This is a genomic window from Gemmatimonas groenlandica, assembly GCF_013004105.1.
GTDB lineage: Bacteria > Gemmatimonadota > Gemmatimonadetes > Gemmatimonadales > Gemmatimonadaceae > Gemmatimonas > Gemmatimonas groenlandica.
Map to the genome: position 1 here is coordinate 765,254 of NZ_CP053085.1, position 13,209 is coordinate 778,462.

Below are 13,209 nucleotides of genomic sequence, written 5' to 3' on the forward strand. Positions count from 1 at the left end.
CCTACTTGCCCGGCGGGCCCACCACCGGCAAGCGCGCCGTGCCGCTCCACTCCTGGAACGAGCCGTCGAACATGCGCGCATCGTGCCCGAGCATCGTCGCCACGAACCAGAGCAGTGTCGCCTGCTGCCCGATGTGGCAATAGGTGATCACCGGCTTACTCTGATCCACGCCAGCGTCGGCGAACAACGTCTTCAGTTCGCTGACCGGCTTCAGATAGCCATTCGTACTTACGCTTGACAGCGGCACGTTCACCGCGGTCGGGATATGCCCAGGACGCGGATAGCCGCCGCCGTCACCGTTGAAGAATCTGGTCAGGCGCGCGTCCACGATGTGACGCGTGTTGTCTTTCGTGGCGGCTTCCACCTGTGCGATCGTGGCGATGATATCCGGACGCAGCTTCGGCGTAAACGTCGCCGAAGGCGCGGCGCCAGGAGCGTCGGTCGTCACGGCGCGCGACTCGCTCTTCCACGCCTGATAGCTGCCGTTCAACAGCGAGATGCGATCCATCGCGCCGAGGTACGCGAGTGTGATGAATACGCGCGTAGCGGATTGCAGCGCGCCATCATGGGGAATCACGATCACGCGCGTCCGGTCGCCGATGCCGTTACGCACGGCCCACGCGGTCAGTTGCTCCACGCCCGCCAACTGCAGCGTGAGGCCACCGGGCACGTTCGGCAGCGCCACTTCGTCGAGTGCGGTGTGGCGGGCGCCTGCAATGTGACCGCTGTCGTACTGCGCCTTGCTGCCCACGTGCAGCATCACGAGATCGCGATCGTTCTGGTGCTCGGCCAGCCAGGCGGTGGTCACGAGCATGTTCGCCGGGTTCGGAGCGGGCATCGCGCGGGGGGGAGCGTGATGGCAGGCACCGGCCGCGAGCGCGCTCGCGGCCACGGCGACGGAAGCGACGAGGCGCCGCATCACGGCGTGATTACCGGACGGCCACGTGAGTCACGCACTTCGACCGGCGCGATGCCGGTGGCCTTGAGCGTGGGTTCGATAGTCGCGCGATCGCCGGCAATCACGATAGTGAGTTTGGAAGGGTCGAGGTACTTGTTGGCGACGCGCTGTGCTGACTGCACGGTGACCGCGCCGATGCCGGCGTTGAAGGCGCTGAGCGTCGTGAGTGGCAAGCCATACGGAATCAGCTGCGAGAGCTGCGCCGCGATGTCACCGGTGGATTCGAAGTTCTCGGCGTACCCGAGCTGCAGGTAACGCTTCGCCTTGGCGAGTTCTTCGGCCGGCAGCGGATCACGAATCGCCTTGAGTTCACGCATGAACTCGATGAGCGCGGAATCGGTCTTGGCCGATACCACTTCCGCGTTGGCGCGGAACGGACCGGCCTCTTTGCGCATGGTGAAGCTCGAGCCAGCACCGTAGGTATAGCCTTTCTTCTCACGCAGCGTGTTGTTCAGGCGCGAGGTGAACGAACCGCCCAGCGCCGTGTTCACCACCATGAGGGGGTAGTAGTCCGGCGTGCTGCGCGCGACGCCAAGTCCGCCGAGACGAAAGCTCGACTGCGCAGCTTTGGGCTTGTCCACGATGAAGATGGTCGTGGCCTTTCCACCAGCACTGGCCGGTGCCGACTTCGCCGGGAGCGTCGGTAGCGCGCCACGTGTCCACGCGCCGAACGCGCGACGCGCCAGCGATTCCGCCTCGGCCACGGACAAATCACCGACGATCACCAGCGTCGCGTTGTTCGGGCGGTACCACGTTTTCCAGAACGTCTGTACGTCTTCGCGGCTGAGGCTCTCGGTGCTCTCCTTGGTGCCGATAGTGCTTTGGCCGTAGGGGTGCGCCTCGCCGTACACCAACGCCGCGAAGGCGCGATCGGCCATGGCCGGTCCACGATCCTGTTCCTGCAGCAAGCCGGTGGTGCGCTCGCTCTTGAGGCGGAGGAATTCCTTGTCGGCGAATGTGGGACGCAGCGCGACGTCGGCCATGAGCCCCATCGCACTGTCGAGCGTCGCCTTGGTAGAATGCATCGCGATCGTGCTCTGCTCGAAGCCGGCGCTGGTGCGCAGGCCGATCGCCAGAAATCCGATCTGCTCGGCCAGTCCGAGCGCATCACGCGTACCGGCCCCTTCGTCGAGCAGGTTCGCAGTGAGCGTAGCCAGTCCGGCCTTGCCCTTGGGGTCGGCCTCGGCGCCAGTGCGAATCACGAGCGACGCGTCCACCACCGGAATCTCGTGCTGCTCGACGATCACCAGCCTGAGTCCGTTGGGCAACACGCGCTCGGTAATCGTGGGCAGCGTGAGCGGCTTCGGCGCGGTCAGCTTGGGCGGCGTGGTCGATGCCGGTTGCGCCAGCACGGCCTGCGCGGAAAGCATCACCGGCGCTGACGCCAGCGACGCGAGAACCATCAGTGTGCGGCGCATCAGCGGAGGTCTCCTGCGATCAACGCGAGTTCCTTCTTGCCTTCCGGCACCACCGTGAGCACGATCTTCGGCTGGCCGGCCACGTACTGCTTCGCCACGCGCTGGATGTCAGCGAGTGTCAGCGACTCGTAGCGCTCGAGGTCCTTGGCCATGTAGTCGGGCGTGCCCGTGAAGTAGTTGTAGTAACTGAGCTGCGTCGCCTTGCCGAGGACGCTCGACAAGCGGTCGATGGTGCTGGCGCGCATGCCGTTCTTCACGCGAATCAACTCGCGTTCGGTCACGCCACGTGCGGCCACGTCCGCGATCGCCTTCGCGATCTCGACGTCGAGCTCACGCGGATGCACGCCGGGCTTGGCGGTCGCCGTCAGCATGATCATGCCATCGAGCTTGCTCGAGCTGTTGCCCATACTGACGTCTTGCGCGATCTGCTTCTCGTACACGAGCGTACGGTACAGACGCGAGCTCTTGCCACCGGCAATGATGTCGGTGAGCGCATCGAGCGCGGCATCGTCGGGGCTGAACGCCTTCACGCTGTGCCACACATAGTACGCACGCGGCAACTGCACACGGTCTTCCATCATCATCACGGTATCCTTCTTCAGCGCCACCGCGGGTACGACCGGTCGCGCAATCTCAGCGTTCCGCGGGACGTTGCCGAAATACTTGCGCACCCAGGTCTTGGCTGAGTCGGCGTTGAAGTCACCGGCGATGGTGATCGTGGCGTTGTTGGGCGCGTAGTACTGACGGAAGAAATCGCTCACGTCGGTGACCGACGCGGCGCTCAGGTCGGCCAGCGAACCGATCACCGGCCAAGAGTACGGATGATTCGACGGAAACATTACCGGCAGGATCGTTTCGTAGGCGCGTCCGTACGGCACATTGTCGTAGCTCTGCCGCCGCTCGTTCTTCACCACGTCGCGCTGCAGGTCGAGCTTTTCCTTGTCCATGGTCGGCAGCAGCCATCCCATGCGATCGGCGTCGAGCCAGAGCATGAGGGGCAGGGCGTTCGACGGACCGGTTTCGTAGTAGTTCGTGCGATCGAAGTTGGTCGAGCCGTTGTTGCTGGCGCCGGCCGCTTCGAGCCATTCGTCGAACTTGCCGACGGGCACGTTCTGCGAGCCCATGAACATCACATGCTCGAACAGGTGTGCGAAGCCGGTGCGGCCTCGCTTCTCGTCGCCAGAGCCGACCTTGTAGAAGTTCTCCACGGCCACGATCGGGACCGAGCGATCCACGTGCAGGATCACTTCGAGTCCGTTGGGCAGGGTGAACTTCTCGTAGGGAATCGTCGGCGCCTTTTGCGCGGAGGCGAGGCCAACGGAGGTTCCGAGCGCCAGCAGACAGGCTGCCGTGAAGAAACCGACGCGATACCGCAGGGTCATGGTTCGGAAAGTCGAAGAGGGGTCGCTGGTAGCGCTGGAAATGTACACAAGCCACTTTGGCGCCATGGATATACACGCGCCCCAGCCGGTCGGTTACGCGGCCCGCCTCGGCCTCTTCTCGGGCACCATGCTGGTGGTCGGCGGCATCATCGGCTCCGGTATCTTCCTGTCCCCGTCGGTGGTAGCCCAGCGAGTCGGCACGGCGCCGCTTACACTGGCCGCCTGGGGCATCGGTGCGGTCGTCGCCATCATCGGTGGCTTCGTGTACGCCGAACTGGGCGCCCGACGCCCGCAGGCGGGGGGCACCTACGTCTATCTGCGAGAGGCCTTCGGCACACTGCCGGCGTTTCTCTATGGCTGGGCGCTGTTCCTGATCATGGCAACCGGGGCTATCGCCGCCGTGGCGATGACCGGCGCCAGCTATCTGGCCACGCTACTGGGGTGGGCGCCGGAGAATGCACGCGCCATCGCCATCGCCTTGATCGTGATGTTGACGCTGCTGAACGTCTTGGGCGTGAACATCGGGGCCACTACCGGCAACGTGCTGACCGTGCTCAAGTTGTCGGCCATCGCGATCCTGGTGGTGGCAGCGCTGATCATGTCGCCGGCGAACGCGTTGCCGGTGCCCACGGTCGCCGCCGCGCCGTTGATGCCTCCGCAAGGCCTCACCGCCACGGTGGTGGCGATGGGCGCCGCGCTGGTTCCGGTGCTCTTCTCCTTCGGCGGGTGGCAGCAGACCAATGCCGTGGCCGAAGAGTTGCGCGATCCCGCGCGTACGTTGCCCCGTGCCCTGATTCTGGGCGTGCTCATCGTGGCCGCCACGTATCTGCTGGTGAACGTCGCCTATCTGCGTGCTCTTGGCGTCGCGGGACTTGCCGCCAGCACCGCGCCGGCCGCCGACACCATGTTCGTGTACCTCGGCCCGGCCGGGCGCACCCTGATCACGTGCGGCATCGTCGCGTCCACTATCGGCTTTCTGGGCATGGTGATACTCATGTCGGCCCGCGTGTATCAGGCGATGGCCGCCGACGGGCTGTTCTTTCAGAGCATGGCGGCGCTGCATCCCGTCACGCGCACGCCGGTGGTGGCGTTGGTGGCACAAGGTGCCGTCGCGCTGGTGCTGCTGCTGACGGGCACGTACGGCCAACTGCTGGACTACGTCGTGTTCGCCGACTGGATCTTCTTCGGCTCCACGGCTGCCACGTTGTTCGTGTTGCGGCGGCGTGACGCGCATCGCGACGGACCCGCGTTGGTGCAGGCGCCGGGACATCCGGTCACGACACTGATTTTCATTGCGGCTGCGATCTACGTCGTCCTCGGGTCGATCATCTCGAACCCCGGCAACGCGGCGCGCGGCGCCGGTCTGCTCGCGCTTGGCGTGCCGGTCTACCTTTACTGGAACGGGCGGCGTACGGCGTCGCGGCCGCCGGCCACCCCGTGAACGCACACGCAACCGCGGACACCACCGTGCGCGTCGCTGCGCTCTTCGTTCATCCGCTCAAATCGGCAGCGGGTATTCGCGTGCAGGAGCTTACGCTGGACGAACGCGGCGCGGTTGGCGATCGCCGATGGATCTTGGCCGACTCCAACGGCGCGATGATCACCGCGCGCGAGACGCACCGCCTCGTGCTGATTCGCCCGTCGTTCCTCACGGACGATCGCCACGGTGGCATCCGGCTCACGGCCCCCGGTTTGCCACCGCTGGATGTGCCGACCGAGTGGATAAATCGCGCTGCGCGGACCCAGACCGTGCGCGTGTGGGATGACGACGTCGTCGCGCATGACGTCGGGGACATCGCCGCCGCCTGGTGCTCCGCGGCGGCCGGACGCGCCTGCCGGCTGCTGCGACTGGCTGACGTGGATCGCCGACCGCTCGCGCCGCGCTTTGCGGGAACGATCGACGCGCACGCCCGCTACGTGGCCATGTCGGACGGTGCGCCGCTGCTGTTGCTTGGTATGGCCAGCATCGACGCCCTCAATGCGCGTCTGCTCGAGAGCGGCCACGCTGATGTGATGGATCTTCGTCGGTTCCGCGCCAATGTGCTCGTGGCCGGCACGCGGCCACACGACGAAGACACGTGGCGCGATATCCGGATTGGCGACGTGTCACTGAGCGTAGTCTCGGCCTGCACGCGCTGCGTGCTCACGACCGTCGATCCCGACTCGGCCGAGAGCGGTCATGAGCCGCTGCGTGCGTTCGCACAGTATCGTCGCGCCGACGGCGGTGTCATTTTCGGCATGAACACGACGCATCGCGCCGCCGGCGTGATCCGCATTGGCGACGAACTGCAGGTGCTCAGTCTTCGCTAGCAACGCCTGCCGAGAAGTACTCGGCTACGGCGGCAATCGTGATCGGGTCGCGCAGAATCCGTCGGTGTCCAACGTGCTCCACGCGCAGGAGTGTGGAGCCAAGCCAGAATCCCGCAATCCGTTCGGCGTCCGCGAAGGGCACTTCCTTGTCGTCGAGCGCATGAATGACCAGCGCCGGTGCGGTCACCGCGCGCAGGGCGCCTTCGATATCGTCGGTGCGATAGCCGCGCGCCGTGATGCGGCGCCGGGCGTCGCGCACGAAGTGCTCGGTCGCCTTTGGCGGCAGGTGCATCGCGGCGGAAAACCGGTGCAGCACGTCGTGCAATGAGGACGGGCTGGCGATCAGCGCCGCCCGCGACAACGACAGCCCGGACGAGAGCGCCAGCGCGATACTCCCGCCACCCATGGAATGACCGACGGCCGCATGCAGGGGACCGAATGTCGCACTGACATCGATCAAGGCCTCGGCGAACCGGTACGGATCAGACTCTTTTCCACGCGAATGCCCGTGCCCAGGCGCATCGATCGCGACCACACTGAATCCGCAGGCGAGCAGGGCAGGGGCCATCGCGGCGAATTGCGTGGCGCGTCCTTCCCAGCCGTGAATCAGCGCCACCGGTGGACCATCACCCGCCCGGAGCACCGACAGCCCGCTGGGAAGGCGTTCCCGTCGCGCCAACGCTTCGAAGGGCGCCTCCCACTCGCGGGGCGTGAACTTGCGCGGCGTGGAGAAGATCCGGCGACTCAGGCGCGACGCCAGCGAGGGCGCGACGCGCCCGAGCGTGCGGTTCGCTCCGCGGATGATGCGGATGCCGACGGGGATGTCGTTGGCCATACCGAAGTATCGCAGCGATGCACGAAGGGCGGCCACCTGTCGGCGACCGCCCTTCGTGTTCCGCTCCCCCTCCCGAGGGGCCCTGCAGACTTCGACGACCGACTCAGTACAGCTGCACCCAGCTGCGTTCCTTCGTGCGGGTCAAGATGGCCGATCCGCGCAGGGCGGACTCGACGGCACACTTGGACCAGTTGAACGAGGAGTTACCGACGATGTCGTTACCGTCGTTCACGTTCGCGTTGCGGGACATGATGCTGCCCCACATGTCGAAGGTACCGTTGCCCTTCGTGATATCGTCGCGAGCGATGATCAGACCAAACCACTGGAAGTTGCCCGCCAGGCGAATGTCGCCGTTCACCAGCAGAATGCCCTGTCCGCGTCCCTTCGTGAGCTGCAGCGAACCACTCGCGTAAATGATCGGGAAGTAGTCGGTGCAGCCGGCCACGTACCCGTTGCCGCTGCGCAACGGCTCGCCCCAGTTCGATACATCCGAGATGTCGCAGGTCGTGGCGGTGCCGACCGGTTCCGGTCCGAGGTTGCCCGCCGGCAGAGTGATATCAGCGTTCGCAACGAGCGTGTTCCAACTTTCCGTTCCGTACCGCACGTAGGTATTCGAGTCGGCGGCGGCAGCACTTTGATTGATACCGCCCGTCACCATGTTTGTCTTTTGGATCGTGGCCGTCTTGCCCGTGGCGTAGCTGATCGCGAACGTGTCGCGGCCGGCGATGTTGGCGCACTGCGTCCAGCCGGTCGGATTGGTATTCGTACCGGTGATCTGTGCGGATCCCTTTACATCGATATTACCAGCCGTCACGATCGCGCCGCCGGGATTGATGGTGGGGTACGCGATGCGCACCACCATGTGCGTCTGACGCTGTGCCTCAAGCGTGCCGTTGCCGATATTGGCGCGTCCGACCGACACGACCCAGAACGTCGTTTCGGTCAGTCGCTGCACGCGCACGCGCGCCGTGTCTCCTTGCGCCACGAAGACATTGGTCGAATCGATCGCTCCGACCGCCATGCCCTTCGGCGCCGGCAAGTTGCGAGCGCGATCCCACTTGGAGATCTCCTGGTTCAAACCAAACTCGGCCACGGCGAACGCGCGCTGCTCGACCAGCGTATTGCGGCCGGCGCGAAAGTCCTGCATCGCACCGAGAACCGCTCCGGTCGACAGAATCGCGAGCACTACGACGACCACCAAGGTGATCAGTAGTGCGGTACCGCGACGCACGCGCAGGGTGCGCGGCAGCTCGGTCATCTGCTCATCACTCGACGCTTCGATGTGGGTCATTGACGGTTCCTCAGGGCGATACGAAAGGCCAGTGAATCGGTATTGCTCGTGCTGCTGCTGCCCACGCCGCCGGAGCTGTTCGCCCCCTTGGCGCGCAGGATCATGTCGATGCGAGCTACGTCGCGACCCAACGCGGGGTTGGTGACGGCGAGGCCCAGGCTGTCGAAGTAGGTGAAACGAATGCCCCCATTCGAGCCGCTCGGCGCCTCGTACGGACCGCTCACGGCCGTCGCCCCCTGCCATGCACCGCCCACGTACTCGGCGCGCGTGAGGTAGTACCGCCCGCTACTCTGCGCGGTGAGTTGAAAGCGCGCGCTGCGCGTAAAGCGCAGTGCCGAGCCCACCTTGATTGAATCGGGCAGATTGGGCGTCACGGTCACGCGAAATCGCGGTTTCCCGACGTCGAGGATGGCGTCGATGAACGGCGAGAGCGGACAGAGCACCGCGCTCTGTGACACGGCGGTGATCCGCAGCGGCACCCAGACGTCGTCTTCGGCACCGCGTGACAAGCTGTCGTTGAACGCCCACACCGTGTCACCCGCCTGCGGGGTGGTGTACCAGCTGGTCACGGTGTTGCGCGCCATGTTCAATGGAGGCAGGTCTAGTGCACTGTTCGACGGTCGCGCGCAGACGGCCGAAGCCCCCAGCACGGCGCGAAACGTGAGGGAGTTGGAATTGAAGGTCGTGAGGTCGCCACCCGAGGAGGAGATCGAGCGCAGGTCGGCCGGCACCAGATTCATCGCTGAACGCAGCTCGCGTCGCATCCCCATCTGTTCGTTGGTGCGCTGATAGAAGCGCTGTTGTCCCATCATGAGACGAGACACGATGATGCCGATGACCGAGAGGATGGTCATGGTGACCAGCATCTCGACCATGGTGAAGCCCCGGCGGCGCACGGAGGTCAATCGCGGCATGGAATCACCATCGAGTAAACGAGAGTCTTCGTGCGACGGGGGATCTGGATGTTCACGGCGATGGTCTTGATGTTGCGGCCGTCGGTCACGGTCCATGACTCTTTCACGCCGCGCGTGGAGCTGTAGCCGGTCGCTGCCCCCGCCGCGAGCTGGGCGCAGGAGAGGCTGGTGAGCGAGTCGAGGCGCGCCTGCGCCACGCCCGCCGCGACGGTCTGTCGCACACCGCCGCCCATCTGATTGGCTACGGCGGCCGAGCTGCTCAGGAGCCCACCGACGGCCACGGTGAGCATGAGGACGGCCACCAGGATCTCGACCAGCGTCACGCCGTCACGTGTGCGGCGAGGCTTCACGACAGCAGGCTGTTTCATAGCTGACACCCCTTAGGCATGATGATGCCGGCCGGACTGATGCACAGCGTGTCCGACGATGACGACATGCTGAGCTTGTACTTGAGAGTCGACACAGGCGTCGGCGTGAGCATGCCGCGCGCATCGAAGTTGAGCGTGACCGGAGAGCCGGACAGCGCCGTCAGCGCAACGCCGAACTCGGTATCGAGCTTGATCGGCCCGAAGACATTGACCACTGTGCCGTTCAGCCCACTGAGCACCGAAACGCGGGCCGACGACCCGTCGATCGTCAGTGTCGACGTCTTCCCCTTTTGCAGGGCGGCGGCGCGGGCGGCGGCGAAGACGGCGGTAAGCTCTTGGCGGGCCGCGCGCATCGACGTGCTGGATTTGATGGTCGTCATGCGGGGCACGACCATCGCGAACATGATGGCGGCTACTCCCACGACGAGGAGCACCTCGATCATGGTGAAGCCCAGCCGATGGCGAAGCGGAGCGCGATGGGTCATGACAGCACGGAGGACGAAGGGCGATGCGACACCAGAACCCCTGTTCTGATGCGACATAGACAACGTCACGGTGTCGGGCGTCACAGAACATTCCTGTCTGGGCGCTCGCCCTCACACTGCGCGTCACTTTTCGATCAATATGAAGCAAAATACATGAAATCAACGATTTACGAGCTATTGCACGCAAGAAAGGCCACCGCGTGAGCGATGACCTTTCTCGTGTCAAACCTTGTGTTCAGCTCCCGGGGAGGGACTCGAACCCCCGACAGGGTGATTAACAGTCACCTGCTCTACCTGGCTGAGCTACCCGGGAATATCGACGGCCGTCGCCGCCGTCTCACACAACCGCGAACGGCCATGCAAGAGCCCAATAGTATCGTCACCCCACCCGACTGAGTCAAGCGGGCAGCACCGTCTTGAGCCACCGACCGGTGTGCGACGCGGCGACCTGGACGATCTCCTCCGGTCGCCCCATCGCCACCAAATGCCCGCCGCCGTCGCCGCCGTCCGGGCCCATGTCCACGATCCAGTCGGCCAGTTTGATCACGTCGAGGTTGTGCTCGATGAGGACCAACGTGTGCCCCTGATCGAGCAGGCGCTCGAACACTTGGGCCAGCTTCCGGATGTCCTCGAGGTGCAAGCCCGTAGTCGGTTCGTCCAGCACGTACAGCTTCCGGGCGCCGCCGCGCGCCGTCAGAGCGAGCTCACGGGCGATCTTGAGACGCTGCGCCTCGCCCCCCGACAGCGTGGTGGCTGGCTGCCCCAGACGTAGATAGCCCAACCCCACTTGCTGCACATGCCAGAGCGCCTGAGCCAGCTTGTCCTCGCGCGGGAAGAACTTGATCGCCTCATCCACCGTCAGTTCGAGCACGTCGGCGATGTTGCGACCACGCACCCGCACCTCCAGCACATCGGGCTTGAAGCGCTTGCCGCCGCACGCGTCGCATGGCACGAAGACGTCGGCCATGAACACCATCTCCACTTCGATCGCCCCGGCGCCTTCGCACTGCTCACAGCGGCCACCGGCAACGTTGAACGAAAAGTGCCCCGGCCCGTACCCGCGCGTTTTTGACAGCGGCATCTCGGCAAACAGCTTTCGCACTTCGTCGTACGCCTTCACGTACGTCACGGGGTTCGATCGCGGCGACTTGCCGATCGGGCTCTGATCCACCAGCACCACGTCATCGAGGAACTCCGCGCCCGACAACGATGTGAACGTGCCCACGGTCTCGCCCAGGTGCTCTTTGGCCGAATGCTCGCCGTGCAGACGTGCTTCGACCGCATGAAAGAGAATGTCGTGGACCAACGTGCTCTTGCCCGAGCCCGAGACGCCGGTCACCACCGTCATCGCGCCCAACGGAAAGCGCACGTCCACGTGGTTCACATTGTTCGCACTCGCGCCCTTGAGGTCGAGCCAGCGCGGCCCCACCGCCCGCCGCTTCGCAGGTAGCGGAATCGTGCGCGCGCCCGTCAGATACTGCCCGGTAAGCGGGCTGTTGGTGATATCGGCGATCGGTCCGGCGAACACGACCTCACCGCCGTGCTCACCGGCGTGCGGACCCAGCTCCACCATATAGTCGGCAATGCGCATCGCTTCGAGATCGTGCTCCACCATGATCACGGTGTTGCCGTGATCGCGGAGGCGCATCAGGAGCGCAAGCAGTTTGTCGAGGTCGCGCGGATGTAGCCCGATGCTGGGTTCATCGAGTACATACGTGGCGTCGACGAGCGCGGCGCCCAGCGCATTCGACAGCGTGATGCGTTGTGCCTCGCCACCCGACAACGTGCGCGTGGCGCGGTCGAGCGTGAGGTATGTAAGGCCGACATCCGACAGAAAACGCGTGCGACTTCGCGCCTCGCGCAGCACGGCCTCGGCGATCTGCGTTTCGCTGGGCGTCAGCGACAGCGTATCGAGCCACGTGTGCAGATCGCGCACCGGCAGCTGTGTGACATCGGCGATCGTGCGATCCTGAATGCGCACCGCCATCGCATCGGGCTGCAGCTTACTGCCGCCGCAATCGCGGCAGGCGCGCGCGCTTTGATACTTCCGCAGGAAGATGCGGATGTACTGCTTGTAGCGCTTCTCTTCGAGCGCCTCGAGAAACGGAAAGATGCCCGTGTACGCGCGTGACTTGGCACGCAGCAACTGCTCGCGGGCTTTCGCCGGCAGCGTCTTCCACGCGGCATCAGGGGACACGCCGAGCGCGCGCGCGAACTCCACGACCGTGCGTCGCTGCTTCTCGTAGCGCGGGGCGGTCCATGGGTCGATGGCGCCCTCACGCACCGAGCGTTCCTGGTTCGGCACGATCAGCGCTTCGTCGTAGTCCAGTGTCGCCCCGAACCCGTTGCAGGTGGGGCAGGCGCCGCGCGGATTGTTGAACGAGAACAGCTGGGGCGTGGGCGTGGGGGCGCGCGTGCCGTCGTTGGGGCACTCGAACCGCTCGGTGAACGCCAAGCGCGATACGGGTTTGTTGCCGGTACTCGCGCGCAACGCCTCGGGGGGCAGCACCGGCTCGGGGAACAGGAGCACGGTATCGCCGTCGCCCTCGTTGAACGACGTCTGCACCGCATCGGCGATGCGCCCGCGGGCCGAGGCCTCCACGCGCAACCGGTCGATCACGATCTGGACATCGCCGGCGGCGGCGAGATCTACGCCTTCGGCGTCGACGTCATCCAAGTGCACGATGCGCTCACCCAACGCGACGCGCACCAGACCGCGCGCGCGTAGATTTTCCGCGATGACCGCGTGCGTGACTTCGCTGGACCGAATCAACGGGCACGCCACCATGAAGCGCGTGCCCTCGGGCAGCGCCATCACCGCATCGGTCACGGTCTGCACGGTATCGGGACGCAGCTCACGACCGCACACGCGGCAGTAGGTCCGCCCCACCCGCGCCCACAGCAGTCGCAAATAGTCGTAGATCTCGGTGGCCGTACCGACCGTCGACCGCGACGTCCGCGTGGGATTCTTCTGCTCGATGGCCACGGCCGGCGACAGCCCCTCGATCGAATCGACCGCCGGCTTCTCCATCCGCTCCAGAAACTGACGCGCGTAGGCCGACAGCGACTCGACGTAGCGCCGTTGGCCTTCGGCGTAAATGGTATCGAAGGCGAGCGATGATTTCCCTGAACCCGACACCCCGGTCACGACCGTGATGGCCCGACGTGGGATATCAAGGTCGAAGCCCTTCAGGTTGTGCTGGCGGGCGCCACGAATGCGAATGCGATCCTTCATCCCATGAAAACTA

11 protein-coding genes and 1 tRNA gene are annotated in these 13,209 nt (G+C 65.2%); 2 read left to right on the plus strand and 10 right to left on the minus strand.

Annotation, left to right across the window (positions count from 1 at the left end; all coding sequences use genetic code 11):
- Position 1 precedes the first annotated feature (1 nt).
- The 3 genes from HKW67_RS03155 to HKW67_RS03165 form a co-directional block, all read right to left on the minus strand.
- Positions 2-838, minus strand: coding sequence for a sulfurtransferase (locus HKW67_RS03155; protein ID WP_171224012.1), 837 nt, complete (start codon positions 836-838; stop codon positions 2-4).
- Positions 839-918: 80 nt separating this feature from the next.
- Positions 919-2,376: a M16 family metallopeptidase gene (locus tag HKW67_RS03160; protein ID WP_171224013.1), complete on the minus strand. Its 1,458-nt coding sequence runs from the start codon at positions 2,374-2,376 to the stop codon at positions 919-921.
- On the minus strand, positions 2,376-3,758 hold the full coding sequence (locus HKW67_RS03165; protein ID WP_171224014.1) for a M16 family metallopeptidase: 1,383 nt from the start codon (positions 3,756-3,758) through the stop codon (positions 2,376-2,378). Before HKW67_RS03165 ends, HKW67_RS03160 begins: the two co-directional genes overlap by 1 nt.
- A gap of 64 nt (positions 3,759-3,822) precedes the next feature.
- On the opposite strand from HKW67_RS03165, the gene HKW67_RS03170 reads away from it, so the two are divergent.
- Entirely contained in the window at positions 3,823-5,199 is a 1,377-nt protein-coding gene (locus tag HKW67_RS03170; RefSeq protein WP_171224015.1) for an APC family permease, read from the plus strand.
- Entirely contained in the window at positions 5,196-6,068 is an 873-nt protein-coding gene (locus tag HKW67_RS03175; protein ID WP_171224016.1) for an MOSC domain-containing protein, read from the plus strand. Before HKW67_RS03170 ends, HKW67_RS03175 begins: the two co-directional genes overlap by 4 nt.
- Here the strand turns inward: HKW67_RS03175 and HKW67_RS03180 are convergent.
- From HKW67_RS03180 to uvrA, 7 genes are all read right to left on the minus strand, one after another.
- On the minus strand, positions 6,055-6,939 hold the full coding sequence (locus HKW67_RS03180) for an alpha/beta fold hydrolase (protein WP_171224017.1): 885 nt from the start codon (positions 6,937-6,939) through the stop codon (positions 6,055-6,057). The two genes, HKW67_RS03175 and HKW67_RS03180, sit on opposite strands and share 14 nt — an antisense overlap.
- Before the next feature lie 67 nt (positions 6,940-7,006).
- Positions 7,007-8,194 carry a hypothetical protein gene (locus HKW67_RS03185; protein ID WP_171224018.1) on the minus strand — a complete coding sequence of 396 codons (1,188 nt, stop codon included), beginning with the start codon at positions 8,192-8,194 and terminating at the stop codon, positions 7,007-7,009.
- Entirely contained in the window at positions 8,191-9,108 is a 918-nt protein-coding gene (locus HKW67_RS03190) for a prepilin-type N-terminal cleavage/methylation domain-containing protein (RefSeq protein ID WP_171224019.1), read from the minus strand. The genes HKW67_RS03185 and HKW67_RS03190 overlap by 4 nt, the downstream gene beginning before the upstream one ends.
- On the minus strand, positions 9,096-9,476 hold the full coding sequence (locus HKW67_RS03195) for a type IV pilus modification PilV family protein (protein ID WP_171224020.1): 381 nt from the start codon (positions 9,474-9,476) through the stop codon (positions 9,096-9,098). Before HKW67_RS03195 ends, HKW67_RS03190 begins: the two co-directional genes overlap by 13 nt.
- A complete protein-coding gene (locus HKW67_RS03200) occupies positions 9,473-9,961 on the minus strand; it encodes a type II secretion system protein (protein WP_171224021.1) in 489 nt (162 codons plus the stop codon). The genes HKW67_RS03195 and HKW67_RS03200 overlap by 4 nt, the downstream gene beginning before the upstream one ends.
- A gap of 239 nt (positions 9,962-10,200) precedes the next feature.
- Positions 10,201-10,274: transfer RNA gene (locus HKW67_RS03205), tRNA-Asn, on the minus strand.
- Between the two features lie 84 nt (positions 10,275-10,358).
- Positions 10,359-13,196: an excinuclease ABC subunit UvrA gene (gene uvrA / locus HKW67_RS03210; RefSeq protein ID WP_171224022.1), complete on the minus strand. Its 2,838-nt coding sequence runs from the start codon at positions 13,194-13,196 to the stop codon at positions 10,359-10,361.
- Positions 13,197-13,209 lie beyond the last annotated feature (13 nt).

Coding starts and splice junctions, on each gene's coding strand:
- HKW67_RS03200 (WP_171224021.1), bottom strand. CDS start 9,961: ATGACCCATCGCGCTCCGCTTCGCCATCGGCTGGGCTTCACCATGATC.
- HKW67_RS03195 (WP_171224020.1), bottom strand. CDS start 9,476: ATGAAACAGCCTGCTGTCGTGAAGCCTCGCCGCACACGTGACGGCGTG.
- HKW67_RS03190 (WP_171224019.1), bottom strand. CDS start 9,108: ATGCCGCGATTGACCTCCGTGCGCCGCCGGGGCTTCACCATGGTCGAG.
- HKW67_RS03160 (WP_171224013.1), bottom strand. CDS start 2,376: ATGCGCCGCACACTGATGGTTCTCGCGTCGCTGGCGTCAGCGCCGGTG.
- uvrA (WP_171224022.1), bottom strand. CDS start 13,196: ATGAAGGATCGCATTCGCATTCGTGGCGCCCGCCAGCACAACCTGAAG.
- HKW67_RS03185 (WP_171224018.1), bottom strand. CDS start 8,194: ATGACCCACATCGAAGCGTCGAGTGATGAGCAGATGACCGAGCTGCCG.
- HKW67_RS03155 (WP_171224012.1), bottom strand. CDS start 838: ATGCCCGCTCCGAACCCGGCGAACATGCTCGTGACCACCGCCTGGCTG.
- HKW67_RS03170 (WP_171224015.1), top strand. CDS start 3,823: ATGGATATACACGCGCCCCAGCCGGTCGGTTACGCGGCCCGCCTCGGC.
- HKW67_RS03165 (WP_171224014.1), bottom strand. CDS start 3,758: ATGACCCTGCGGTATCGCGTCGGTTTCTTCACGGCAGCCTGTCTGCTG.